This window comes from Nocardioides agri (assembly GCF_013778305.1).
Classification (GTDB): domain Bacteria; phylum Actinomycetota; class Actinomycetes; order Propionibacteriales; family Nocardioidaceae; genus Nocardioides; species Nocardioides agri.
The window spans coordinates 3,452,074-3,474,483 of sequence record NZ_JACEIC010000002.1 but is presented as its reverse complement, the minus strand read 5'-3'; the positions used below and the strand labels follow the sequence as shown (position 1 = coordinate 3,474,483).

Genomic DNA, 22,410 nt, shown 5'->3' with positions numbered 1-22,410 from the left:
CGTGGTCGCCGTCGGCTGGACCGTGCTGGCACTCGTCTTCCTCGACGAGGTGCTCGCCGTGGCGGCGTTCGGCCTGGCCTCGCTCGCCCTGTGGGACGTCGGGCACCAGCGCCTCGCGGTGGCCCTGCTGATGTTCTCGGTCGTGGTCAACGCCCTCGCCCAGCTCCCCGCGATCGCCCGACTGCCGGTCGAGGCCCAGCGTGGCTGACCTCCGGGTGCCGCCCGGACCGGGCCTGCCGGACGGGCTGACGATCCCCGACACCGAGCTGGTCGAGCGCTTCAGCCGCTCCCCCGGTCCCGGCGGTCAGTCGGTCAACACCACCGACAGCCGCGTGGAGCTCACCTGGGACGTCGCGGCCTCGGCGTCACTGAGCGACACGCAGCGCGCCCGGCTGCTCGCCCGGCTGCCCGGGCCCGTCGTCCGCATCGTGGCGGCCGAGCACCGCTCCCAGCACCGCAACCGGACGGCGGCCCGGGAACGGCTCGCCGAGCGCATCCGCGAGGGGCTGGCACCTCCCCCGCCGCCGCGGCGCCCGACGAAGCCGACCCGCGGCGCCCAGCGGCGGCGGCTCGAGGCGAAGAAGCAGCGCGGGGAGACCAAGTCCCTGCGGGGCCGGGTCACCGGCGACTGAGCGCGCGCACCACGTGGGCGTCGCCGTCGGCCTCTCCGGGCGGCAACCGGAGGTAGCGCACCCGGATCTCCCGCCGCCCGAGTTCCTCGATCTCCTCGAAGCCGGCCCCGCGCAGCATCGCGTGCATCGCGGCGGTGTCGCGCCCCGCCTGCAGCGGCTCGCCGACGTCGGCGACGTGCGCCTCGAGCGTGACCCGGTCCGAGCGCGCGAGGGTCGGTGCCGCCTCGACCGACCGGATGTAGTCGAGGACGACCTCGCCCTGCGGCACCGCGGCGATCACGGCCAGCGTCGCGCGCACGGCGGCGTCGGAGAGGTAGGGCACGACGCCGAGCCAGAGGAAGAACGCCGGTCGCGAGGCGTCGAAGCCGGCGGCCTCGAGCCGCGCCGCGAGCGAGTCGGTCTCGAAGTCGACGCCGACGTACGTGAGGTCGTCGGGCACCTCGATCCCGGCCTCGGCCAGCCGCTCGCGCTTCCAGGCCCCGGTCGCCGGGCAGTCCACCTCGAACACCCGCGTCCCCGGGTGGGGGTTGCGGTAGGCGAAGGTGTCGAGGCCCGCACCGAGGACGACCACCTGGCGGGTGCCGCGCGCGACGGCCGCGGCCAACGAGTCCTCCCCGAAGCGGTGCCGCACCGCGATGAAGAGGCGCAGCCGGGGCTGCGCCCAGGCGCGGTCGGGCATCTGGTCGGGGTCGCCGAGGATGCGGTGCGCCAGCGGGTCGGCGAAGATCAACGGCTCGTCGTCCTGGTGGGCGGCGCGCAGCATCGCGGCGCCGAGCGCTGTGCGGCTCGGCTCTCCCTCGCGCACTAGCGCGACTCGACCGCGAGCCGCGCGCTGAGGCCCACGAAGGAGACCGCGAACGCCTGGCGGATCCGGCGCACGACGCCGGGCCGGGCGATCACCCGGTCGCGGAGCGCAGCCGCGGCCGCGCCGTAGGCGGCGAAGACGACGAACGTCATCAGCATGAAGACCGCGCTCAGCAGCAGCATCCGCGGCAGCTGGTGCGGGGTGCCCGCCGGGACGAACTGCGGCAGGAACGCGAAGAAGAAGATCGTCAGCTTCGGGTTGAGCAGGTTGAGGGTGACGCCGGCGGCGAGCACCTGCCGGCGCGACGACGGGCTGCCGCCGGCGTCCACGCTCAGCGCCCCGGTGTCGCGCCAGGTCGCCCAGGCCATCCAGAGCAGGTAGGCGACACCGGCGTACTTGACGGCCTGGAACGCCACACCACTGGCGTGCAGCACGGCGGCCAGACCCGTGACGGCCGCGACGAGGTGCGGGACGGTGCCGAGGGTGCAGGCGAACGCCGCCAGCACGCCCGCCCGCGCGCCACGGGCGAGTCCCGCCGCGATCGTGTAGAGCGCGCCGGTGCCTGGCGTCGCGACGATCACCAGCGCGGTCACCAGGAAGGCGAGGCTCATGCTCCGACGGTAGTGGCGCGCACGGCGTCTGTGAACGCGCGCACCAACGGGTGGACCGGACCTCCGGCCAGCGCGCCGACGTGGGACTGGAACATCGTCATCACGTAGAACGGGTGGTCGGGCAGCTCGAGCACCTCGGCGCCGGCGTCGTCGGCGGTCGCGCCGACCACGACGCCGATCCCCTCCAGCCGGCTGGAGACCGCAGGCGTCGGTGCGTAGCTGCAGAAGTGCATGCCGACGAACGGCTCGCGCACCCAGCCGGCGAAGCGGCTGCCGGCGACCGGGGTCACCAGCCGCTCCTCTCCGTCGAGGCTGCAGGCGAGCGCGGTCACCACGTTGTCCGCGGCCTCGCCGTCCGACTCCGCGTGCGTCGCCTGCTCGCCCAGCACGGTGCGGACGATCTCGACGACGGCGTACTGCATGCCTCCGCAGGTGCCGAGGAACGGGATCCCGCGCTCGCGGATCGTCGTCAGCGCACGCAGCACCGCCGCGTCGTCGGCGTACGGCGAGCCCGGCACCAGCCAGACCCCGTCGTAGTCGGTGATGGTGAAGGCGGAGTCGGTCGGCACCCACGTCGTGTCGACGTCGAGCATCGGGCGGAGCGCGTTGAGCTCCTGGTGGCTGCGGTGCCCGCGGTCGTCGCCGAGGAGCGCGACCACCGGCCGGCTACTCACCGAGCCTCGCGAGCTCCTCCTCCACGATCACCGGGTCGAGCTTCTGGAAGACCGGCGTGGGCTTCGCGACCGGCGTGCCGGGCACGATCGGTCGGCGCTGCCAGGCCGGGAAGCCGGAGTAGTCGCCGGTGATGATCGGGTACGGCGCCCCGCCGTCCAGGTCCTCGGCCTCGTCCAGCCGCGGCATCGGCGCCACGTCGCCGGGCCCGCCGAACGCCTTGTCGACCTCGTTGGCCGAGAACGGCAGGAACGGGCTGAGCACGAGGTTGAGGTCGGCCACGCACTGCGCGACGACGTGCAGGACCGTGCCGAGCCGCTCGGGGTCGTCCTTGATCTTCCACGGCTCGGTGTCGGAGACGTAGCGGTTGACCTCGGCGACCGCCCGCATCGCCTCGCCGATCGCCTGCTTGAGCCGGTGCCGCTCCAGCAGCCCGCCGACGGTCTCGAACGCGGTCTCGGTGGCGGCGAGCAGCGCCGCGTCCTCGGCGGTGAGCGTGCCGGCCTTCGGGATCTCCCCGAAGTTCTTGGCGATCAGGTTGGCGGTGCGGTTGACCAGGTTGCCCCAGCCCGCGACCAGCTCGTCGTTGGTGCGTCGGACGAACTCGGCCCAGGTGAAGTCGCTGTCCTGGTTCTCGGGCCCGGCGGCGGCCACGAAGTAGCGGAACGCGTCGGGCTGGTAGCGGCTGAGCAGGTCGCGGACGTAGATGACGACCTTCTTGGAGGAGGAGAACTTCTTGCCCTCCATCGTCAGGAACTCGCTGCTCACCACCTCGGTCGGCAGGTTGAGCTCGCCGAGCTGGCGCGGCGTGCCGCCCTTCGCACCCTTGCCGGAGTAGGCCAGCAGCTCCGCGGGCCAGATCTGGCTGTGGAAGGTGATGTTGTCCTTGCCCATGAAGTAGTAGCCGTGCGCCTCGGGCTCGTTCCACCACTCGCGCCAGCGGTCCGGGTCACCGGAGCGGCGGGCCCACTCGATGCTGGCCGAGAGGTAGCCGATCACCGCGTCGAACCAGACGTAGAGCTTCTTGGTGGGGTTCTCGCGCCAGCCGTCCAGCGGCACCGCGATGCCCCAGTCGATGTCGCGGGTCATCGCCCGCGGGCGGATCTCCTTGAGGATGTTCTGGCTGAAGCGGATGACGTTCGGCCGCCACAGCCCGGTCGCCTCGCGCCCGTCGAGCCACTCGCCGAGCGCGTCGGCGAGGGCGGGCAGGTCGAGGAAGAAGTGCTGGGTCTCGATGAACTCCGGCGTCTCCCCGTTGATCTTCGACCGCGGGTTGATGAGGTCGTGCGGGTCGAGCTGGTTGCCGCAGTTGTCGCACTGGTCGCCGCGCGCGCCGTCGTACCCGCAGATCGGGCAGGTGCCCTCGATGTAGCGGTCGGGCAGCGTGCGCCCGGTGGACGGCGAGATCGCGCCGTACGTCGTCTGCTCGACGAAGTAGCCGTTCTCGTAGACACCGAGGAACAGCTCCTGCACGACCGCGTGATGGTTGCGGGTCGTCGTGCGCGTGTAGAGGTCGTAGGTCAGGCCGAGGCTGACCAGGTCCTCCGCGATGATCCGGTGGTTCTGGTCCGCGAGCTCCTGAGGCGTCACCCCGGCCTCGTCGGCGGCGATCAGGATCGGCGTGCCGTGCTCGTCGGATCCGGAGACCATGAGCACGTCGTGGCCCGCCATCCGCATGTACCGACTGAAGACGTCGGAGGGCACACCGAAACCGGCCACGTGGCCGATGTGGCGCGGGCCGTTTGCGTACGGCCAGGCGACGGCGGACAGGACTTTGCTCATGGGGTGATCCTATTGACCCGCTGCCACCCGTTTCCCAGCGCGTGGCCGTCAACCGTCCGGAGCACTCAGACCGGAGATCTTGATCGACCAGGCGGATCAGAACCTCCGCTGGAACCCCGACGTCTCCGGGGCCGCACCCGCGTGTCCGACCGCAGGTCGGCGTCCTCCCGTTGGGCGCCAACCGGGCGGGCGGGAGGAGCCGTCCAGGGCGGCGAAGCCGCCGTAGGGAACCCTTGACGGCGGAGGACGCGCGCCCATCCTCGGCGCCCGGAAGGACGACGACACCCGCCCGCAGGCGTTTCCAGTCGACCGAGACGCGACTAGCGTCGTCGCATGGCCACCTTGATCGCCGAGGACCTGCTGCTCCTCCTGCTCGACGACGAGAAGGGGACGATCCAGACCGCCTATCCCCAGACCGCGCTCGGCGGGGGCGTGCTGATCGAGCTGGCGCTCACCGGCGCGGTCGAGGTCGAGGAGCGGTCGAGGGTGTGGCGGTCGACGAAGGTGCGCCCGGTCGCCGGCCAGGAGCCTGAGGACCCGGTGCTGCGGACGGCGTACGACCTCGTCGCCGAGAAGGAGCGCGGCGCGCAGGACCTGGTCGAGCGGATCGGCAAGGGCCTGCAGAAGCAGCTGCCCGAGCGGCTCGCCGAGCGCGGCCTGGTCGAGCGGCGCGACGGCGGGGTGCTCGGCCTGTTCCCGCGCACCCGGTGGCCCGCGGCCGACACCACCCACGAGCAGGCGGTACGCCGCGCGCTCACCGCGGCGCTGGTGCAGGGCGCCGTGCCCGACGAGCGCACCGCCGCTCTGATCGCGCTCCTCTCCGCGATCGACAAGGCGCACAAGGTCGTCGACCACGAGGGCCTGTCTGCCCGGGAGGTCAAGAAGCGCGCCAAGGAGATCAGCGAGGGCGCGTGGGCGGCCAAGGCCGTGCGCGACGCGATCAACGCCTCCGTCGCGGCCATCGCAGCGGCGACCACCGCGGCCACGGTCGCAGCCAGCTCGGGATCGACCTAGTCAGACCTGGCGTCCGGCGAAGGCCGCCAGCCGCTCGTAGGGCCCGGCGCCGGCGGGCGGCTCGACCTCGGCCCCGAACACGGGCGCGCGGTTGTCGTCGGTGAGGTTGGCGCGCAGGAACGCCAGACCGCGCTCGGCGATCTCCGGGTCCAGCCGGTCCACCGGGTAGCCGATCGCCGACGCGACGTCCCACGTGTGCAACGCCAGCTCGGCGACCTGGAAGTCGGCCGGCACGGGCGGGTCCTCCGCCTGGTGCCAGGCGTGCACGAGGTCGTCGCCGGCGACCCGGAACACGGGCCCCCAGCTCTCCGCGACGTGCGGCGGCGCGGCGCCCCAGTCGGGCTGCTCGCCGCGCATCATCGTCAGGAAGCGGCCGGGCGTGGAGACCAGGTGGTCGACGAGCTCGGCGAGCTCCCAGTCGGCGCACGGCGTACGCAGCCCGAGCTGGTCGGGCCGCACGCGGTCGAGCACGTCGCCCGCCTGGTCGACAGCGTGTGAGAGGACCCGGACCTCGGTGGCCATGTCGCCACCGTAGGTCGACTGGTCAGGAGAAGTCGAGGGCCTCGGTGCGGCTGCGCTTCAGCTCGTAGAAGTGCTCGTACTTCGAGAGCGTCACGAAGGCGTCCCACATCCGGCCGGCGTCCTCGCCCGTGGGCTTCTTGCTGATCACCGGTCCGAAGAAGGCGCGGCCCTCGAAGGCGATCGTCGGGGTGCCGACCTCGTTGCCCACCTGGTCCATGCCGCGCTTGTGGGACGTCGCGATCGCCTCGTCGTACGTCGAGTCGTCCATCGCGTCCGCGAGCGACAGGTCGAGCCCGGCCTCCTCGAGAGCCGCCTCGATCATCGCCCGGTCCTTGTCCTGCTTCTCGAGGTGGATGCGGTTGCCCATCGCGGTGTAGAGCGGGAGCAGCACGTCCTTGCCGTACTTCTGCTCCGCGGCCATCAGCACCCGCACCGGCTGCCACGCGGTCGAGAGGAAAGCCCGGTACTCGTCCGAGATGTCCTTGTCCTGGTTGAGGTAGGCCAGGCTCATGATGTGCCAGGTGACCTCGATGTCGCGGACCTTCTCGACCTCGAGGATCCAGCGGGAGGTGATCCAGGCGAAGGGACAGGCGGGGTCGAACCAGAAGTCCGCCCCGGAACGGCTCGTGTCGGTCATGTCAGTCCCAACCAGCAGGGCCGGGGACTATTCCCACCCGGCTCAGGTCACGATCGTGAGCAGCAGGCCCGCGAGGCCGCAGACCCCGAGCGTGCGCAGGATCGGCCAGCGCAGCCCGAAGACCAGGAGGGCGCCGAGAGCGCCGAGCACCGCCGACTCCCACTGGAACGACGACCAGACCGGCACCAGCAGGCCGAGGTGGTCCCACCCGACCCGCTCCGCCTCGGCGAAGAGCGTGTGCACCGCGAAGTAGAACGCGAGGTTGGCGATCACCCCGACCACCGCGGCCGTGACGCCGGTGAGGGCGGCGGTGAGCGGTTCGTTGCCCCGCAGGCGCTCGACGTACGGCGCGCCGACGAAGATGAAGAGGAACCCCGGCACGAAGGTCACCCACACCACCAGCAGCGAGGCCAGCACCGCGGCCGCCCAGGGGTCGAGGCCCGACGGGTCCCGGAACGCGCCGAGGAACGCCACGAACTGCACGACCATGATCAGTGGGCCGGGGGTGGTCTCGGCGAGCGCCAACCCGCGCACCATCTCCTGGGCGGTCAGCCAGCCGTAGTGCTCGACCGCGGCCTGGGCGACGTAGGACAGCACGGCGTAGGCGCCCCCGAACGTCACCAGCGCCATCCCCCCGAAGAACAGCCCCTGGTCGACGAAGACCGACGAGCCGCCGTCCGCCAGGGCGAAGGCGACAGCCACCGGCGCCACCCACAGCAGCAGACCACCCACCGCGAGCGCCGCGGTACGCCGTCCCGAGCGGTGGCCCGAGTGCAGCGCGTCGTCGGGGATCAGCGGCGGCTCGACGTCGTCGGCCTCGTCGTGGTGGTCGGACACCTGGACGAGGTCCGGCCGGCGCCGGCCGAGCGCCCAGCCGACCACGCCGGACGCGAGCACGACCAGCGGGAAGGGCACGGCCAGCACCGCCAGGGCGACGAAGGCCGCCAGGGCGAGCAGCAGCAGCGCGCGGTTGCGCACCGCCCGGCGGCCGAGGCGCAGCACCGCCTGGACCACGATCGGGAGCACCGCGGCGGCGACACCGAGCAGGAGTCCGGCGACCAGCGTCGAGTCGCCGTGGGCGACATAGACCCACGACAGCGCCAGGATCGTGAGGAAGCCAGGCAGCACGAACAGCCCTCCGGCGATCACGCCCCCGAGCCAGCCGTTGAGCAGCCAGCCGCTGTAGATCGCGAGCTGCTGCGCCTCCGGTCCGGGGAGCAGCATGCAGTAGCTCATCGCGTGCAGGAACCGACGCTCACCGATCCACCGCCGCTCCTCGACGAGCTCGCGGTGCATCACGGCGATCTGCCCGGCGGGGCCGCCGAAGGTCTGCCACGAGATCGCGAACCAGGCCCGGACGGCCTCCCGCAGCGGGATCACGTGGCGGCTCGGCGCGGTCACGGGGCACATCATGCCGTCAGGTCGGCTTTTCGCGGGCCACCGACCGGGTGGCAGGATGCATCGCATGCCTGGAACCAACCTGACCCGGGACGAGGCCGCCACCCGCGCCGCCCTCCTGGACGTCACGTCGTACTCCATCGACCTGGACCTCACGACTGGCGACAAGACCTTCGGATCCACCACGACGATCCGGTTCACCTGCGCCGAGCCCGGCGCCGAGACCTTCGCCGACCTGGTCGACGCGATCGTGCACGAGATCACGCTGAACGGCGAGCCGCTCGACCCGGCCACGGCGTACCTCGACAGCCGCATCGCGCTGACCGGCCTGCAGGCCGACAACGAGCTCGTCGTGCGCGCCGACTGCACCTACTCGCACACCGGCGAGGGCCTGCACCGCTTCGTGGACCCGGCCGACGGACGCGTCTACCTCTACTCGCAGTTCGAGGTCCCCGACGCCCGCCGCGTGTTCACGACGTTCGAGCAGCCCGACCTCAAGGCGCCCTTCGCGTTCACCGTCGTCGCCCCCGAGGACTGGAAGGTCGTCTCGAACTCGCCGACCCCGGAGCCCGAGCCCTGGGACGCGGACGGCGAGAGCGGCAAGGCCGTGTGGCGCTTCGAGCCCACCCAGCGGATGTCGACCTACATCACCGCCATCGTCGCCGGTGAGTACCACGAGGTCCAGCACGTCTACCACGGCAAGCACGGCGACATCCCGCTCGGCCACTACTGCCGGCAGTCGCTCGTGGAGTACCTCGACGTCGACGTGCTCGTCGACCTGACCAAGAAGAGCTTCGAGTTCTTCGAGGAGCAGTTCGACTACCCCTACCCCTTCGGCAAGTACGACCAGCTCTACGTGCCGGAGTACAACATGGGCGCGATGGAGAACGCCGGCTGCGTGACGCTGCGCGACGAGTACCTCCCCCGCAGCCGCCAGCCCCGCTCGTTCTACGAGTTCCGCGCCTCGGTGATCACCCACGAGATGGCGCACATGTGGTTCGGCGACCTCGTGACCATGAAGTGGTGGGACGACCTCTGGCTGAACGAGTCGTTCGCCGAGTGGGCCTGCTACTGGTGCGAGGCCGAGGCCACCGAGTTCACCGACGCGTGGACCGGCTTCGCCAACGCCCGCAAGCAGACCGGCTACCGCGCCGACCAGCTGCCGAGCACCCACCCGATCGCGGCCGACAACGTCGACCTGCACGCGGTCGAGGTCAACTTCGACATGATCACCTACGCCAAGGGCGCGTCGGTGCTCAAGCAGCTCGTCGCGTGGGTCGGCCTCGAGCCGTTCCTGGCGGGCCTGCGGCAGTACTTCAAGGACCACGAGTTCGGCAACGCCGAGTTCGGCGACCTGCTCCTGGCGCTGGAGAAGGCGTCCGGCCGCGAGCTCCAGGGCTGGGCGCAGGAGTGGCTGCAGACGGCGGGCGTCAACACGCTGACGTCGTCCTCCGAGGTCGACGGCGACGGCGCGTACTCGTCGTTCCGCGTCCTCCAGACCGCCACCGCCGAGCACCCGACGCTGCGCCGGCACCGGCTCGGCATCGGCCTGTACGACGAGGTCGACGGCCGCCTGGTGCGCCGCGAGTACCTCGAGGTCGACGTCGAGGGCTCGGAGACCGAGGTCGCCGAGCTGGTCGGGGTCAAGCAGCCCGACCTGCTGCTGCTCAACGACAACGACCACGCCTTCGCCAAGATCCGCCTCGACGAGCGGTCGCTGGCGACCGTCACGTCCGGTCTCTCCAAGCTCGACGACTCGCTCGCGCGGGCCCTGGTGTGGAGCGCCGCGTGGGACATGACCCGCGACGCGGAGATGGCCGCGACCGACTTCGTCCGGCTGGTGCTGGCCAACATCGGCGCCGAGACCGACTCGTGGGGCGTCACCCGCATCCCGACGTACGCGGCGATGGCGGTCAACGCCTACAGCGCCCCCGAGCGCCGTGCGGCGCTGCGCGCCGAGTGGGAGTCCGGCCTGCGTGAGCTGCTGCTGGCCGCCGAGCCGGGCAGCGACCACCAGCTGACGTTCGCGCGGTCCTACGCCGCCGTGGCGCACAGCGACGTCGCCCTGGCCGACGTGGCCGGCCTGCTCGACGGCTCGTTCAGCGTCGACGGCCTCGCGGTCGACCAGGACCTGCGCTGGGTGCTGATCACCTCGCTGGCGGCCTCGGGCCGGTTCGGCGACGCCGAGATCGACGCCGAGCTGGAGCGGGACAACACGATCTCCGGCAAGGAGAAGGCCGCCGCGGCTCGGGTCGCGCAGCCGACGGAGGAGGCGAAGGCCGAGGGCTGGCGCGCGATCCTCGACCCGGGCACGCCCAACGAGACGTCGCGGGAGATGGTGTTCTCGATCTTCCGCTACGGCCAGGACGACGTCGTCGCGCCGTACCTCGAGCGCTACCTGGAGGCCGCGGAGACCTGCATCGACACGCTCGGCTTCCACAAGGGCTCGGTGCTGCTGGAGTACGGCTTCCCGAAGGCGCTGGGCTCCCCCGAGCTCGTCGAGCGGGTCGACGCCTGGCTCGCCGACAACGAGGCGCCGAAGGGCGCGCTGCGCTACGTCCAGGAGGGTCGCGCCGACGTGCTGCGCGCGCTGGCCGCCCAGGAGCGCGACGCGCAGGGCTGACACGACGCCGAGTCGGCGCAGCCTTCCCCTTGGAAGGCTGCGCCGACTCGGCATCTACGGGGTCAGTCGGCGTGCAGCGTCTGGGGCGCGCGGGCGTGCTCGGCGAGCATCTGGATGCCGCGGCGCAGCCCGCCGACGAGGTCGCCGGAGGCGAAGGACGACTGCATCTGCAGCGTCGTCAGCTCGACCTCGGTGTCGGAGAGGTTGCGGCGCACCTCGCCGCCGGTGACGATCTCGAGCACGCGCGCGGCGGGGTCGAGCATGATCAGCACGCTGCGCGCGGGGGCGACCAGCTTGTTGTGCAGCTGGGTCGCGAAGGCACGGGAGTCGGCGCCGCTGCGGCCGACGAAGACGCTGAACTCGAACCGCGACACCTGCTCGGCGTGGCGGATCGCGTCCTCGACCTGGAAGCGCTCGGCGCTGTTGAACTCACCAACGGGCACTGGCGCCTCCGGCCTGAGAGCCCTCGGAGTCGGGCGCCGGGAGCTCGGCGGTGCCCTGGCGCGGGCCGCCGAACCACTGGTCCTCGGTCGCCTGGCCGCCGGGGGTGAAGCGCTCACCCTTGACGATCCCCGGGACCACCACGAGCAGGGTGATCACCACGAACAGCAACAGCGGGACGCCCACGAGGAGCAGCACCGCCTCGACCGGGTCGACCTCGGAGGGGTTGCTCCAGCCCTCGGGGACGTCGGCTCCGGCCGGGCCGCCGGCAGCGACGACGAGCGCGCCGGCGAGCAGCACGGTGGAGGTACGACGGACGCGACGGGCGAGCTGGGTGGTCACGGGAGAAGACTATCGGGTCGGCCACCCCGCGCCTTGCCCGGTGCGGTAGACATGGGGGCCATGTTCGGGTTCGACGACACGCAGTGTGACCCAGGCCATGAGATCTGTGACTGGACCTTGCAGGTGACCGACAGCCAGGGGGTCGCGAACGCCGCCGACATCCTCATCGGGCGGCCGCTCACCATCGCAGGCCTCCTGCTCCTGCTGGTCGTCGCTCGGTGGATCCTGCACCGGGTCGTGGACCGCCTCGTCGCCCGCGCGCAGGACGGCGTGCTCCCGGACAGGATGAGCCGCTTCGGCCTGCGCGGCGCAGCCGCCCAGACGGCGACCGCCCGCGACATCGCCACCCAGACGCGCCGGGTGCAGCGCGCCAAGACCATGGGCGACCTGCTCAAGAGCGTGATCACCGGCCTGCTGATCGCCGTGATCGGCACCATGATCCTCAGCGAGCTCGGCGTGAACATCGCACCGATCATCGCCAGCGCCGGCATCATCGGCATCGCGCTCGGCTTCGGCGCGCAGTCGCTGGTCAAGGACTTCCTGTCCGGCATCTTCATGATCTTCGAGGACCAGTACGGCGTGGGCGACGTCGTGGACCTCGGCGAGGCGAGCGGCACCGTCGAGGCCGTCAGCCTGCGGGTCACCCGGCTGAGGGACATCAACGGCACCGTCTGGTACGTCCCCAACGGCGAGATCCTCCGGGTCGGCAACATGAGCCAGAACTGGTCGCGCGCCGTCGTCGACGTCAACGTCGGCTACCACGAGGACCTGGCCCGGGTGGAGCGCGTGCTCAAGGACGTCGCCCACGACCTGTGGGAGGACGACGACTTCGACGGCCTCATCATCGAGGAGCCCGAGGTCACCGGCGTCGAGATGTTCACCCCGGACGGCATCACGCTGCGGGTGCTGCTCAAGACCGCCCCCATGGAGCAGTGGGGCGTCGCCCGGGCGCTCCGCCAGCGGATGAAGGCCCGCTTCGACCACGACGGGATCGAGATCGCCCTGCCGCAGCGCGTCGTGTGGCACCGCGAGGCGCCGACGCCCGACGTACCGCCCCCGGACGCAGACGCGGGCCCCTCCCCCGAGGGGGAAGAGCCCGCGCAGAGCTAGCCGGCGCGTCAGGCGAGCGCGGCGTCCAGCGTGATCGTGGTGCCCGTGAGCGCCTGGCTCACCGGGCAGCCCTCCTTCGCGGCCTCGGCGGCGGCCACGAAGTCCTCGTTGCTGATGCCCTCGACGACGCCGCGGACCGTCAGCTTGATGCCGGTGATGCCGGTGCCGGGGGTGAACTCGACCGCGGCCTGGGTGTCCAGCGTGGTCGCGGGCGTGCCGGCCTTGGCGAGGCCGTTGGAGAACGCCATCGAGAAGCAGGACGAGTGCGCCGCGGCGATGAGCTCCTCGGGGCTGGTCTTGCCGTTGGCCTCCTCGGCGCGGGAGGGCCAGGAGACGTCGTAGGTGCCGATGCCGGAGGACTCCAGCGTGACCTGGCCGGCGCCCTCGAACAGGGTGCCCTCCCAGTGCGTGGTGGCGGTGCGGGTCGTGGGCATGTGGTGATCACTCCTCGTGCGGTGGACTCGGAACACTGCGTTGTCGCGAGTCTTGCACGCCGGTGTCAGGGCCTCACCGGGGCACCGTCACAATGGGACCGTGACGACGTTCTACGAGGAGATCGGTGGCTTCGAGACGTTCCGACGGATCGTGGCCACGTTCTACGAAGGCGTCGCCGAGGACCCGGTGCTGCGACCGCTGTACCCCGAGGAGGACCTCGGCCCGGCCGAGGAGCGCTTCCTCTACTTCCTGATCCAGTACTGGGGCGGTCCGACGACGTACTCCGACAATCGCGGCCACCCGCGGCTGCGGATGCGGCATGCGCCGTTCGCGGTCACGCCGGAGGCCAAGGAGCACTGGCTGACGCACTTCCGCGCCGGCCTCGACGCGGTCGAGCTGACCCCGGAGCAGGACCGGCAGTTCTGGGACTACGTGACCCACGCGGCGCAGTTCATGGTGAACACCTTCGAGTGACTCAGGCGGGCTGCCACTCGCGCAGCCGGTCGAGGTACTCCTCCGGCGGGACCGTCGAGCGCTGGGTCGCCTGGTCGAAGAAGACGATGGTGACCGTGGCGCGGGCGAGCACCACCTCGCCGTCGGCGACCACGGACTCGATGGTCGCGGAGCGCTGCCCGATCCGGGTGATCCACGACCACGCGTCGTACGGCTCGGCGCGGAAGAGGATCGGCACCCGGTAGTCCACGTCGGTCTGGGCGACGACGAGGGTGATGTGGTCCAGGCCCTCCCACATCTGCGAGATGCCGGAGATGCGGGCCTCCTGGAAGTACTCGAAGTACTTCACGTTGTTGACGTGACCGTAGACGTCGACGTCGGAGAACCGGACCTGGACGGGGTAGTGCAGCGCGCGCTCCGGCTGCGCGGCGAGCGGCGCGGGCCGCTGGGACTGCTCGGGCTCCAGGAAGGTGTCGAGCGTCTCGCGCTCGACGGACGTGAGCCGTCGGGGGCGCTCGGTGGCGAAGACGTACGGCGTGAGCACGGTCTTCGCCCGGACGTAGACGCGGCGCTCCCCGTCGGGGAGGTCGTGGAAGATCTCGTAGGCGATCGTGAAGGACGCCGCCCGGATCTCGGTCACCCAGGACTCGATGCTGACCGGGCGGAACCCGAAGTGCAGTGGGGCGACGTAGGTGACCTCGTGGCGGACCACGACCACGCCCTCGGCCAGGTCGCCGGTGCGGGCGGCGGGGCCGTGGGTGCGCAGCATGTCGACGCGGGCCTCCTGGAGGTAGTCCACGTAGACGACGTTGTTGATGTGCCCGAGCTGGTCCATGTCGGCCCAGCGCATCGGGCATTCGTAGCGGTGCCGCACCGCACTGATGCTGCCAGACGCGCCGGCCTCTCAGCCGCGGCGTCCGGCGGTCGGCTCAGCGAGCGAGGACGAAGCTGCCGTAGTAGTGGCGGATCGAGTCGTGGCTGGCCAGGCGCTCCTTGCGGTTGGTGACCACGAACTCCGCGATGGCGGCGAGGGCGATGATGCCGACGACGACGGCCACGGCGAGGACGACGTAGGCCAGGACGGCGACGGTGGTGCTGACGAGGACCATCTGACTCTCCTTCTACATTTGTAGTTTCTACTGATGTAGAACGTACGCTCTTCGCGATCACCAGGCAAGTGCCGGAGTAGTGTCCGCAGTCACAGCCCGATCCGAAGGACCCCATGCCCGACCCCCGTGCCCCCGTGGTCACCGACCAGCCCCACGCGACGGCGCCCCTCTCGCCCCGCCGCCGCCAGCTGCTCGAGGCCGCGCAGCACGTGATCGCCGACGAGGGCCTCAAGGGCTTGACCCACCGCGCGGTGGACCGGCGGGCCGGGCTCCCGGAGGGCAGCTGCTCGGCGTACTGGCGCACCCGGCAGGCGCTGCAGGCGGCGCTCGCGTCCTACGTCTCGGACGCGCTGCTCACCGACGTCGACGAGCTCGCCGCGCGGATGCAGGCGGCCAGCCCCGACGAGGCGACCACCGTCGGCGCCGCCGTCGACCTCTTCCTGCAGTGGCTGGACCAGCGTGAGCTGCTGATCGCCCGGCTCGAGCTGACCCTGGCCGCGAGTCGCGACGCGGACCTCCGCGCCCTGCTGGTCGACCACCGGGCGCGCCTGGTGACCATCGTGGACCAGATCATGTGCGCGGCGGGCAAGGAGCAGGGCGGCCTGTCGGCCGAGGCTCTCGTCGCGTCGTACGACGGCGTGCTGCTCGCCGCGCTGCTCCGGCCGCCGGCGGATCGGCGCTCCTTCCTGGAGCAGTCGATGGCGCTGCTCGGTGAGTCCCTCAGCAGCGCCCCCGTCGCGTGACCTACGCCTCACCTGGAGGCCGGCCGCAGCGTCTACTGTGGCTCCCGCAGCCGCACCGATCCATCGAACGGAGATCCCATGCCCGAGGCAGTCATCGTTTCCGCCGCCCGCTCGCCGATCGGCCGGGCCAACAAGGGCTCGCTGACGCAGTTCCGCCCCGACGACCTCTCCGCGCTGATCATCAAGACGGCCCTGGACAAGGTGGAGGGGCTCGACCCCAACACCGTCGACGACGTTTACCTCGGGTGCGGCCTGCCGGGCGGTGAGTCCGGCAACAACATGGCGCGCATCGTCAACGTGCTCAACGGGATGGACCTGGTCCCCGGCGCGACGATCACCCGCTACTGCGCCTCGTCGGTGCAGACCACCCGGATGGCGTTCCACGCCATCAAGGCCGGCGAGGGCGACATCTTCGTCTCCGCAGGCGTCGAGACGGTCTCGCGGTTCGCCAAGGGCACGTCCGACCACTGGCCCGACACCAAGAACCCGCTCTACGCCGACGCCGAGGCGCGCACGGTCAAGATGGCCGAGGGTGGCATCGACTGGCACGACCCGCGTGAGGACGGCCTGCTGCCGGACGCCTACATCGCGATGGGTCAGACCGCCGAGAACGTCGCCCGGCTGCGGGGCCTGAGCCGTCAGGAGCTCGACGAGTTCGGCGTGCGCTCGCAGAACCTCGCCGAGAAGGCGATCAACGACGGCTTCTGGGCCCGCGAGATCACGCCGGTCACCACGCCCGACGGTGTCGAGGTGACCCAGGACGACGGCCCGCGCGCGGGGGTGACCTACGACGGGATCAAGGACCTCAAGCCCGTCTTCCGCCCCGACGGCGTCGTGACCGCCGGCAACTGCTGCGCGCTCAACGACGGCGCCGCGGCCGTGGTCATCATGTCGGACACCAAGGCCGCCGAGCTCGGCGCGAAGCCGCTCGCGCGCATCGTCGCCACCGGCGTCTCGGGCCTCTCCCCCGAGATCATGGGCCTCGGCCCGGTCGAGGCGACCAAGCGGGCGCTGGCCAACGCGAAGATGAGCATCGGTGACATCGACCTGGTCGAGATCAACGAGGCGTTCGCCGCGCAGGTCGTGCCGTCCTACCAGGACCTCGGCATCGACATCGACCGCCTCAACGTCAACGGCGGCGCGATCGCGGTGGGCCACCCGTTCGGCATGACCGGCGCCCGCCTGCAGAACACGATGCTGAACTCGCTGGACTGGCACGACAAGTCCACCGGCCTGATCACCATGTGCGTCGGTGGCGGCCAGGGCATGGCGCTGATCCTAGAGCGGATGTAGTCGCTACTGCTCGAACCCGTCGAACGCCTGGCCGCGGAACGCGGCCAGGCGTTCTGCCTGCTCGGCCACTCCGTCGGGCACGGCCGAGCCGTCCCAGACGGTGACGGCGACCTGCAGCCTGCGGCCCTTGCTGCGCGGACGCCAGGAGCCGACCAGCTCTCCACCGACGAGCACGCCGCCCGGGCGGCCCAGCGTGCGCCACAGGTCCTTGCGGGCCGCGGGGTCGGGCACGACGAGCTCGCGGTCGCGGCCCTGGAGGAAGAGGTCGAACGGCCCGAGCAGGCGGACGCCGGCGAACGGCGGCGGGTCCTTCAGGGCGTCGAGGTCCTCGGCGAGCACGTCCAGCCGCCGCCCGGCGACCTCGACCGGCACCACGTCCTCGGGCCAGCGGGCCTTGACCTCGGCGACCGGGCTGTCGACGTACCCCGCGACCAGGGTGGGGTCGGCCGGGCCGAGCAGGCGCACCACCGCGCGCACCGGGTCGAGGTGCTCGGGCACCCGTTTCGCCGGCCCGCGCCAGCCGGGGATGCGACGCACCACCGGCGGCGAGGTGCCGGGCTCGAGCTCGAGTCCGGCCTGGAGCGCGGCGACCCGGAACGGCTGCTCGTAGACGTGCGTCGCCTGGCACGGACGGCACCAGCGCAGGTAGGGCTCGTCGAGCCGCTCGGTCAGGGCACCGGACATCTCGCCCTTCACCACCGGCCGCGCGGCGATCTCGCGCATCTCGGTGGCGATGTGGTCCAGCGCGTCGAGCACGGGGATGCCGGCCGCTCTGAGCGGACGCGCGGCGTCGAAGATCCGCTTGGCGGCGTCGGCCTCGCTCCACGGCGCGACCGCCGCGGCGACCTGCGCCGCCTCGGCACGCCGGTAGGCGTGCGGGGCGCCGCGCAGCGACCACGCGAGCACCAGGCGCTCGGCCGGCACCGCGGCGCCCCGGACCGCGAGTGCCCAGCCGGACCCGTCGGGCCCGGTGTCCTGCACGCCGAGGTCGAGGACGGCTGCGTCGTCGTGCTCGCCCTCGCGGTCGAGCTCGTGGGCGGCGACCCGGAAGCGCAGCACCTGATCGCGGGACACGGTCGTCGGCACGCTCATGGGCCCATGGTGCCGGGAACCACCGACAGCGCCGCCCTAGACTGCCCGCGTGACCGACTCGGGTGAGGACGAGACCATCTGGCTCGACGACGACCAGCAGCAGTCGTGGCGTGCCCTCGTGATGGGCATGACCCTGCTCCTCGGGCGCCTGGACGACGACCTGCGCCGCGGCTGCGACCTCTCGCTCGTGGAGTACGAGATCCTGGTCCGGCTGTCCGAGCGCGACGGCCGGCGGATGCGGATGGCGCAGCTCGCCGACGCCCTCGCGCACAGCCGGAGCCGGGTCACCCACACGGTGACGAGGATGGAGCACGCCGGGCTGGTGATCCGGGACAAGTCGCCCGAGGACGGCCGGGGCGTGGTCTGCCAGATGACCGACCGGGGCTGGGACCTCATCCAGCGGATGGCGCCGCTGCACGTCGCCGGCGTCAGGGAGCACCTGGTCGACCTGGTCAGCCCCGAGGACTTCGCCGCCGTCGGGCGGGTGATGAACGCCGTGGCCGACCACCTGGTCGCGGCCCACCCGGAGATGGAGATCAGGTAGGCCGCGAACCGGGTGGGTCGGTCGCGGGTCAGTCGCGCGTCAGGCGGCGGTGGGTGACCCGGTGGGGGCGCGCCGCCTCGATGCCGAGGCGCTCGACCTTGTTCTCCTCGTAGGAGGCGAAGTTGCCCTCGAACCAGAACCACTTGGCGGTGTCCTCGTCGTCGCCCTCCCACGCCAGGATGTGGGTGGCGACCCGGTCGAGGAACCAGCGATCGTGCGAGGTCACGACCGCGCAGCCCGGGAAGTCGAGGATCGCGTCCTCGAGGGAGGACAGGGTCTCGACGTCGAGGTCGTTGGTCGGCTCGTCGAGCAGCAGCAGGTTGCCGCCCATCTTCAGCGTGAGCGCGAGGTTGAGGCGGTTGCGCTCACCACCTGAGAGCACGCCCGCCTTCTTCTGCTGGTCGGGGCCCTTGAACCCGAACGAGGCGACGTAGGCCCGCGAGTTCATCTCGAAGTTCGCGACCTTGATGAAGTCCAGGCCGTCGGAGACGACCTCCCAGACGTTCTTGTTGGGGTCGATGCCGCCGCGGCTCTGGTCGACGTAGGACAGCTTCACCGTGGTGCCGACCTTGAGCTCGCCCTCGTCGGGGGTCTCGGTGCCGGTGATCATCCGGAAGAGCGTGGTCTTGCCGACGCCGTTGGGGCCGATGACGCCGACGATGCCGGCGCGGGGCAGCGAGAACGACAGGTCGTGCATCAGCGTGCGGCCCTCGAAGCCCTTGCCCAGGCCCTTGGCCTCGAGCACCACGTCACCGAGTCGCGGACCGGCCGGGATGTTGATCTCGGAGGTGTCGATCTTGCGGGCGCGGTCGGCCTCGGCCGCCATCTCCTCGTAGCGCGCGAGGCGCGAGCGGCTCTTGGTCTGCCGCGCCTTGGCGTTGGAGCGGACCCACTCCAGCTCCTTCTCGAGCATCTTGGCGCGCTTGGCGTCCTTCTGCCCCTCGATCTTGAGGCGCTCCTTCTTGGTCTCCAGGTAGGTGGAGTAGTTGCCCTCGTAGGGGTGCGTCTTGCCGCGGTCGAGCTCGAGGATCCACTCGGCGACGTTGTCGAGGAAGTAGCGGTCGTGGGTGATCGCGAGGACGGCGCCCGGGTAGCTCTTCAGGTGCCCCTCCAGCCACTGCACCGACTCGGCGTCGAGGTGGTTGGTGGGCTCGTCGAGGAGCAGGAGGTCCGGCTGCTGCAGCAGGAGCTTGCACAGCGCGACGCGGCGACGCTCACCACCGGAGAGGTTGTCGACGATCGCGTCCGGCGGCGGGCAGCGCAGGGCGTCCATCGCCTGGTCGAGGCGGCTGTCGAGATCCCACGCGTTGGCGTGGTCGAGGTCGGTCTGGAGGTCGCCCATCTCGGCCAGCAGCGAGTCGTAGTCGGCGTCGGGGTCGGCCAGCTCCTCGGAGATCTTGTTGTAGCGGTCGAGCTTGCCCTTGATCTCGCCGACGGCCTCCTCAACGTTCTCGAGGACCGTCTTGCCCTCCGTCAGCGGCGGCTCCTGCTGGAGCATGCCGACGGTCGCCTCCGGGTCGAGGATCGCGTCGCCGTTGTTGGCGTGGTCGAGGCCCGCCATGATCCGCAACAGCGACGACTTGCCGGTGCCGTTGGGACCGACGACGCCGATCTTCGCTCCGTGCAGGAACGAGAGGGTCACGTTGTCGAGAACGACCTTGTCGCCGTGGGCCTTGCGCACATTGCGCAGGGTGAACACATACTCCGCCATGGTCAGGGAGCCTAGTTGGCAAATGCCCGTGAGACCTGATCGGGGTGCTCGGCGTCGGGAGGGTGACGGCCCTCCACCGGGAGGTCAGGCCCGACGGAGGGCCCGCCCGTGTCGGCCATCCACGCACCGCTGACCGTCGCCGGGCTGCCGGTGGTCGTCCGCAGCCCGCCTGGCGGGTCTGGACCCCTTCGCGGGACTGCGGTCACGCCGCGGCCTCGGGGGTCGCCGCCTCCGAGGCCGCCGTGTCGGGCTCGCTGCGCGGTGCGCGGGTGAACACCGTGGTGCCGCGGCTGAGGTCGTGGCCCACGTGCAGCGCGTCGATCTCGAGGCTGAGCACCTCGACGCCGTTGGCGTTGACGTAGGTGCGCGCCTCGAGCCGGCCGTGCACGACGACCGGGTCGCCTCGACGCAGGGAGGCGGCGCAGTTGTCGGCGAGGCCGCGCCAGGCGCTCACGGTGTACCACTGCGTGAGGCCGTCGGACCAGGTCTCGGTGCGGCGGTTGAACCGCCGCGGCGTGCACGCGAGCCGGAAGCTCGCCACCGGGACTCCGGCGGCCGCGCGCAGCTGCACGTCGGCGCCGAGCCAGCCGCGGACGGTGATGGTGCTGTCGGTCATGAGGGACTCCTCGTCTCGATCCGGGTGGATGGATCGAGACTCCGGGCCGGCGCCGACAACGCGGCTGGTCCGGTTCCCGGCCTGTGCAGAGCCGTGTCTCGGGGCGCCCTGTGGACGGAAAGAGGCCGGTCAGACGCCGGTCAGGTGTCGGTCAGGCGAGGGCGCGCTCGACGCCCGAGCGGACCGCGGCGTACGCCGCCAGCTCGGTCTCCACCGGCTCGACGACGAGCTCGTGCGTGACGTCGTTGACGGCGCTGCGCAGCCGCTCGTCAGCGTGCCGCGCACGGCTGCGGGCGGCGCCGGCGACGAAGATCCGGCTCACCAGCGCCAGCAGCAGGCCGCCCGCGAGTCCCCCGACGAGCAGCACCAGCGCCAGCGCGACACCGGCGACCTGTGGGGTGTCGGCGTCCGACAGCTTGCCCTGGCCGACCAGGACACCGGTCCACACGAGACCACCCAGAGCGGCCAGCAGCAGCAACCACTGCAGCACGCGCACGACACCGCACCAGCTGGGCAGCTTCGCCGCGCCGAGGTCCGTGCCGGCGAGCGCCTCGTCGAGCCGGTCGCCGAGGTCGCCCAGGCGGGACGCCGCGCCCCGGCGTACGGCCTCGACCCAGGACGGCGTCATGCCGCTGGTCAGGTCGTCGGCGAAGGAGCGCACCTCGTCGTCGACGCGGGCGCGCTGCACCTGCGTCGGCTCGGGCAGCGCGGTGCGGGATCGCCCGCTGAGTCGCTCGCCGTCGTCGCCGAGGTCGAGGTCGAGGTGCTTGAGCGGATCGGGCTTCATGCCGGAGATCCAGCCGAGGACCGGCCAGCCGGTGGCGCGGTTGCCGCGCTGGCGGACCGAGCGCTGGACGGCCTCGACGACGAGCGGGACGCCGGCAGCGTCGGCGAACGCCGCGTCCAGCGCCGTCACGCGGTCGGACTCCACGACGCGGGTCGGGGCGTCACCGTTGGCGGCAGCCAGCCGGCCGGCGACCTCGTGGATGTCGGCGTCGAGGCGGGTGCGGGTGGACCGCTTCTCGGCCGCCCGCCGGGCCAGCTCCGCCTTGAGCTCGGCGACGCCGATGCCGTTGCGCGCGCTGATCGGGAGCACGGGCACCCGGGTCATGCCGTCCTGGTCGAGCAGGCGGCGCACGTCGTCGAGCATCGACTGCCGGCGCTCCTCGGGCACGGTGTCGATGTGGTTGAGGACCACGATGACGACGTCCTGCTGCTCGACCGCCGGCTTGAGGTAGCGATCGTGGAGAGCGGCGTCGGCGTACTTCTGCGGGTCGACGACCCACACGAGCAGGTCGGCGAGCCCGACCAGCCGGTCGACCTCGAGGTGGTGAGCGACCTCGGTGGAGTCGTGGTCGGGGAGGTCGAGCAGCACGACCCCGTCGAGCTCGGCCTGCTGCGCGCGGCGGCCCGAGTCGAGCATCGAGTCGCGGGTCGTCTGGTGCCGCGGGGCGATGCCCAGCCAGCTCAGCAGCTCGGCGGCGCCGTCACGGCCCCACACGCAGGCGGTGGCCCACGACGTGGTGGGGCGGCGGACACCGACGGCGGAGAGCTCGAGCCCGGTCAGGGCGTTGAACGTCGAGGACTTGCCCGACCCGGTCGCGCCGGCGATCGCCACCACGGTGTGCGCGGCCGAGAGCCGCAGCCGGCCGGCGGCCCGGTCGACGACCGCGGCCGCGTCGTCGACGAGCGAGTCGTCGAGGCGGCCTCGGGCGGCCCGGGCGGCGTCGTCGAGGCCGTCGATGCGGGCACCGATGTCGGTACCACGGGTGACCAGGCGGTCGGTCCCCTCGAGCAAGGACGTCATCTTCTCCCTCGGCCTACC

25 protein-coding genes are annotated in these 22,410 nt (G+C 71.7%); 9 read left to right on the top strand and 16 right to left on the bottom strand.

All coding sequences use genetic code 11. The features are described from left to right. Position 1: 1 nt before the first annotated feature. On the top strand, positions 2–208 hold the full coding sequence (locus HZF07_RS21500; protein ID WP_157344369.1) for a hypothetical protein: 207 nt from the start codon (positions 2–4) through the stop codon (positions 206–208). Continuing rightward, positions 201–632 carry an alternative ribosome rescue aminoacyl-tRNA hydrolase ArfB gene (arfB, locus tag HZF07_RS21495; RefSeq protein WP_181645476.1) on the top strand — a complete coding sequence of 144 codons (432 nt, stop codon included), beginning with the start codon at positions 201–203 and terminating at the stop codon, positions 630–632. Before HZF07_RS21500 ends, arfB begins: the two co-directional genes overlap by 8 nt. Here arfB and HZF07_RS21490 read toward each other — a convergent pair. Genes HZF07_RS21490 through metG form a run of 4 tightly spaced genes read right to left on the bottom strand, consistent with a single transcriptional unit; the run spans position 619 to position 4,502 of the window. Beyond that, on the bottom strand, positions 619–1,437 hold the full coding sequence (locus tag HZF07_RS21490; protein ID WP_181645475.1) for a class I SAM-dependent methyltransferase: 819 nt from the start codon (positions 1,435–1,437) through the stop codon (positions 619–621). The genes arfB and HZF07_RS21490 overlap by 14 nt on opposite strands. Next, positions 1,437–2,048 (bottom strand): LysE family translocator, encoded by a 612-nt coding sequence (locus HZF07_RS21485; RefSeq protein WP_157344367.1) that lies wholly within the window; start codon positions 2,046–2,048, stop codon positions 1,437–1,439. The genes HZF07_RS21490 and HZF07_RS21485 overlap by 1 nt, the downstream gene beginning before the upstream one ends. Beyond that, entirely contained in the window at positions 2,045–2,722 is a 678-nt protein-coding gene (locus HZF07_RS21480) for a glutamine amidotransferase-related protein (RefSeq protein ID WP_309504885.1), read from the bottom strand. Before HZF07_RS21480 ends, HZF07_RS21485 begins: the two co-directional genes overlap by 4 nt. After that, the gene (gene metG, locus HZF07_RS21475) at positions 2,715–4,502 is read right to left on the bottom strand and encodes a methionine--tRNA ligase (RefSeq protein ID WP_157344365.1); all 1,788 of its coding nucleotides are present in this window, start codon (positions 4,500–4,502) and stop codon (positions 2,715–2,717) included. Before metG ends, HZF07_RS21480 begins: the two co-directional genes overlap by 8 nt. A gap of 333 nt (positions 4,503–4,835) precedes the next feature. Between metG and HZF07_RS21470 the strand changes: the two genes are divergently transcribed. Beyond that, positions 4,836–5,516 carry a GOLPH3/VPS74 family protein gene (locus HZF07_RS21470; protein ID WP_157344364.1) on the top strand — a complete coding sequence of 227 codons (681 nt, stop codon included), beginning with the start codon at positions 4,836–4,838 and terminating at the stop codon, positions 5,514–5,516. Here HZF07_RS21470 and HZF07_RS21465 read toward each other — a convergent pair whose 3' ends face one another. The 3 genes from HZF07_RS21465 to chrA are packed head-to-tail and all read right to left on the bottom strand — an operon-like array spanning position 5,517 to position 8,085. After that, positions 5,517–6,038, bottom strand: a complete 522-nt coding sequence (locus HZF07_RS21465) for a maleylpyruvate isomerase family mycothiol-dependent enzyme (protein ID WP_157344362.1) — start codon at positions 6,036–6,038, stop codon at positions 5,517–5,519. It abuts the gene before it with no gap. 22 nt (positions 6,039–6,060) lie between these two features. Next, complete coding sequence (locus HZF07_RS21460) at positions 6,061–6,675, bottom strand: mycothiol-dependent nitroreductase Rv2466c family protein (RefSeq protein ID WP_157344360.1); 615 nt, start codon at positions 6,673–6,675, stop codon at positions 6,061–6,063. A 42-nt stretch (positions 6,676–6,717) separates the two neighbouring features. After that, on the bottom strand, positions 6,718–8,085 hold the full coding sequence (gene chrA, locus HZF07_RS21455; protein WP_198346510.1) for a chromate efflux transporter: 1,368 nt from the start codon (positions 8,083–8,085) through the stop codon (positions 6,718–6,720). Positions 8,086–8,140: 55 nt separating this feature from the next. On the opposite strand from chrA, the gene pepN reads away from it, so the two are divergent. Beyond that, positions 8,141–10,696: an aminopeptidase N gene (pepN, locus tag HZF07_RS21450; protein WP_157344356.1), complete on the top strand. Its 2,556-nt coding sequence runs from the start codon at positions 8,141–8,143 to the stop codon at positions 10,694–10,696. Positions 10,697–10,758: 62 nt separating this feature from the next. Here pepN and HZF07_RS21445 read toward each other — a convergent pair whose 3' ends face one another. Next, positions 10,759–11,139: a DUF5130 family protein gene (locus tag HZF07_RS21445; RefSeq protein ID WP_181645474.1), complete on the bottom strand. Its 381-nt coding sequence runs from the start codon at positions 11,137–11,139 to the stop codon at positions 10,759–10,761. Next, a complete protein-coding gene (locus HZF07_RS21440) occupies positions 11,126–11,479 on the bottom strand; it encodes a hypothetical protein (protein ID WP_157344354.1) in 354 nt (117 codons plus the stop codon). Before HZF07_RS21440 ends, HZF07_RS21445 begins: the two co-directional genes overlap by 14 nt. A 123-nt stretch (positions 11,480–11,602) precedes the next feature. Between HZF07_RS21440 and HZF07_RS21435 the strand changes: the two genes are divergently transcribed. Further along, complete coding sequence (locus HZF07_RS21435) at positions 11,603–12,589, top strand: mechanosensitive ion channel family protein (protein ID WP_309504883.1); 987 nt, start codon at positions 11,603–11,605, stop codon at positions 12,587–12,589. A gap of 8 nt (positions 12,590–12,597) precedes the next feature. Here the strand turns inward: HZF07_RS21435 and HZF07_RS21430 are convergent, their stop codons facing one another. Next, entirely contained in the window at positions 12,598–13,023 is a 426-nt protein-coding gene (locus HZF07_RS21430) for an OsmC family protein (RefSeq protein ID WP_157344352.1), read from the bottom strand. A 100-nt stretch (positions 13,024–13,123) separates the two neighbouring features. On the opposite strand from HZF07_RS21430, the gene HZF07_RS21425 reads away from it, so the two are divergent. Further along, entirely contained in the window at positions 13,124–13,498 is a 375-nt protein-coding gene (locus tag HZF07_RS21425; RefSeq protein WP_181645473.1) for a globin, read from the top strand. A 1-nt stretch (position 13,499) separates the two neighbouring features. Here the strand turns inward: HZF07_RS21425 and HZF07_RS21420 are convergent, their stop codons facing one another. Further along, positions 13,500–14,327: an acyl-CoA thioesterase gene (locus HZF07_RS21420; protein ID WP_157344351.1), complete on the bottom strand. Its 828-nt coding sequence runs from the start codon at positions 14,325–14,327 to the stop codon at positions 13,500–13,502. 79 nt (positions 14,328–14,406) lie between these two features. Continuing rightward, entirely contained in the window at positions 14,407–14,586 is a 180-nt protein-coding gene (locus tag HZF07_RS21415; protein WP_157344350.1) for a hypothetical protein, read from the bottom strand. A 113-nt stretch (positions 14,587–14,699) separates the two neighbouring features. Between HZF07_RS21415 and HZF07_RS21410 the strand changes: the two genes are divergently transcribed. Both HZF07_RS21410 and HZF07_RS21405 read left to right on the top strand, forming a co-directional pair. After that, on the top strand, positions 14,700–15,329 hold the full coding sequence (locus tag HZF07_RS21410) for a TetR/AcrR family transcriptional regulator (RefSeq protein ID WP_157344349.1): 630 nt from the start codon (positions 14,700–14,702) through the stop codon (positions 15,327–15,329). A 78-nt stretch (positions 15,330–15,407) separates the two neighbouring features. Next, positions 15,408–16,622, top strand: a complete 1,215-nt coding sequence (locus HZF07_RS21405) for an acetyl-CoA C-acetyltransferase (RefSeq protein ID WP_157344348.1) — start codon at positions 15,408–15,410, stop codon at positions 16,620–16,622. A 3-nt stretch (positions 16,623–16,625) separates the two neighbouring features. Here the strand turns inward: HZF07_RS21405 and HZF07_RS21400 are convergent, their stop codons facing one another. Further along, entirely contained in the window at positions 16,626–17,714 is a 1,089-nt protein-coding gene (locus HZF07_RS21400; protein ID WP_157344347.1) for a DNA glycosylase AlkZ-like family protein, read from the bottom strand. Positions 17,715–17,763: 49 nt separating this feature from the next. Between HZF07_RS21400 and HZF07_RS21395 the strand changes: the two genes are divergently transcribed. Further along, a complete protein-coding gene (locus HZF07_RS21395; protein WP_309504881.1) occupies positions 17,764–18,258 on the top strand; it encodes a MarR family winged helix-turn-helix transcriptional regulator in 495 nt (164 codons plus the stop codon). A gap of 28 nt (positions 18,259–18,286) precedes the next feature. Here the strand turns inward: HZF07_RS21395 and ettA are convergent, their stop codons facing one another. The 3 genes from ettA to HZF07_RS21380 form a co-directional block, all read right to left on the bottom strand. Next, positions 18,287–19,969 carry an energy-dependent translational throttle protein EttA gene (gene ettA, locus HZF07_RS21390; protein WP_157344345.1) on the bottom strand — a complete coding sequence of 561 codons (1,683 nt, stop codon included), beginning with the start codon at positions 19,967–19,969 and terminating at the stop codon, positions 18,287–18,289. Positions 19,970–20,171: 202 nt separating this feature from the next. Beyond that, the gene (gene ssb / locus HZF07_RS21385) at positions 20,172–20,585 is read right to left on the bottom strand and encodes a single-stranded DNA-binding protein (protein ID WP_157344344.1); all 414 of its coding nucleotides are present in this window, start codon (positions 20,583–20,585) and stop codon (positions 20,172–20,174) included. A 151-nt stretch (positions 20,586–20,736) separates the two neighbouring features. Continuing rightward, positions 20,737–22,392, bottom strand: coding sequence for a GTPase (locus HZF07_RS21380; protein ID WP_157344343.1), 1,656 nt, complete (start codon positions 22,390–22,392; stop codon positions 20,737–20,739). Between the last annotated feature and the right edge of the window lie 18 nt (positions 22,393–22,410).

Coding starts and splice junctions, on each gene's coding strand:
- HZF07_RS21415 (WP_157344350.1), bottom strand. CDS start 14,586: ATGGTCCTCGTCAGCACCACCGTCGCCGTCCTGGCCTACGTCGTCCTC.
- HZF07_RS21380 (WP_157344343.1), bottom strand. CDS start 22,392: ATGACGTCCTTGCTCGAGGGGACCGACCGCCTGGTCACCCGTGGTACC.
- pepN (WP_157344356.1), top strand. CDS start 8,141: ATGCCTGGAACCAACCTGACCCGGGACGAGGCCGCCACCCGCGCCGCC.
- HZF07_RS21410 (WP_157344349.1), top strand. CDS start 14,700: ATGCCCGACCCCCGTGCCCCCGTGGTCACCGACCAGCCCCACGCGACG.
- HZF07_RS21400 (WP_157344347.1), bottom strand. CDS start 17,714: ATGAGCGTGCCGACGACCGTGTCCCGCGATCAGGTGCTGCGCTTCCGG.
- metG (WP_157344365.1), bottom strand. CDS start 4,502: ATGAGCAAAGTCCTGTCCGCCGTCGCCTGGCCGTACGCAAACGGCCCG.
- ssb (WP_157344344.1), bottom strand. CDS start 20,585: ATGACCGACAGCACCATCACCGTCCGCGGCTGGCTCGGCGCCGACGTG.
- HZF07_RS21470 (WP_157344364.1), top strand. CDS start 4,836: ATGGCCACCTTGATCGCCGAGGACCTGCTGCTCCTCCTGCTCGACGAC.
- HZF07_RS21405 (WP_157344348.1), top strand. CDS start 15,408: ATGCCCGAGGCAGTCATCGTTTCCGCCGCCCGCTCGCCGATCGGCCGG.
- HZF07_RS21430 (WP_157344352.1), bottom strand. CDS start 13,023: ATGCCCACGACCCGCACCGCCACCACGCACTGGGAGGGCACCCTGTTC.
- HZF07_RS21465 (WP_157344362.1), bottom strand. CDS start 6,038: ATGGCCACCGAGGTCCGGGTCCTCTCACACGCTGTCGACCAGGCGGGC.
- HZF07_RS21420 (WP_157344351.1), bottom strand. CDS start 14,327: ATGCGCTGGGCCGACATGGACCAGCTCGGGCACATCAACAACGTCGTC.
- chrA (WP_198346510.1), bottom strand. CDS start 8,085: ATGTGCCCCGTGACCGCGCCGAGCCGCCACGTGATCCCGCTGCGGGAG.
- HZF07_RS21485 (WP_157344367.1), bottom strand. CDS start 2,048: ATGAGCCTCGCCTTCCTGGTGACCGCGCTGGTGATCGTCGCGACGCCA.
- ettA (WP_157344345.1), bottom strand. CDS start 19,969: ATGGCGGAGTATGTGTTCACCCTGCGCAATGTGCGCAAGGCCCACGGC.
- HZF07_RS21460 (WP_157344360.1), bottom strand. CDS start 6,675: ATGACCGACACGAGCCGTTCCGGGGCGGACTTCTGGTTCGACCCCGCC.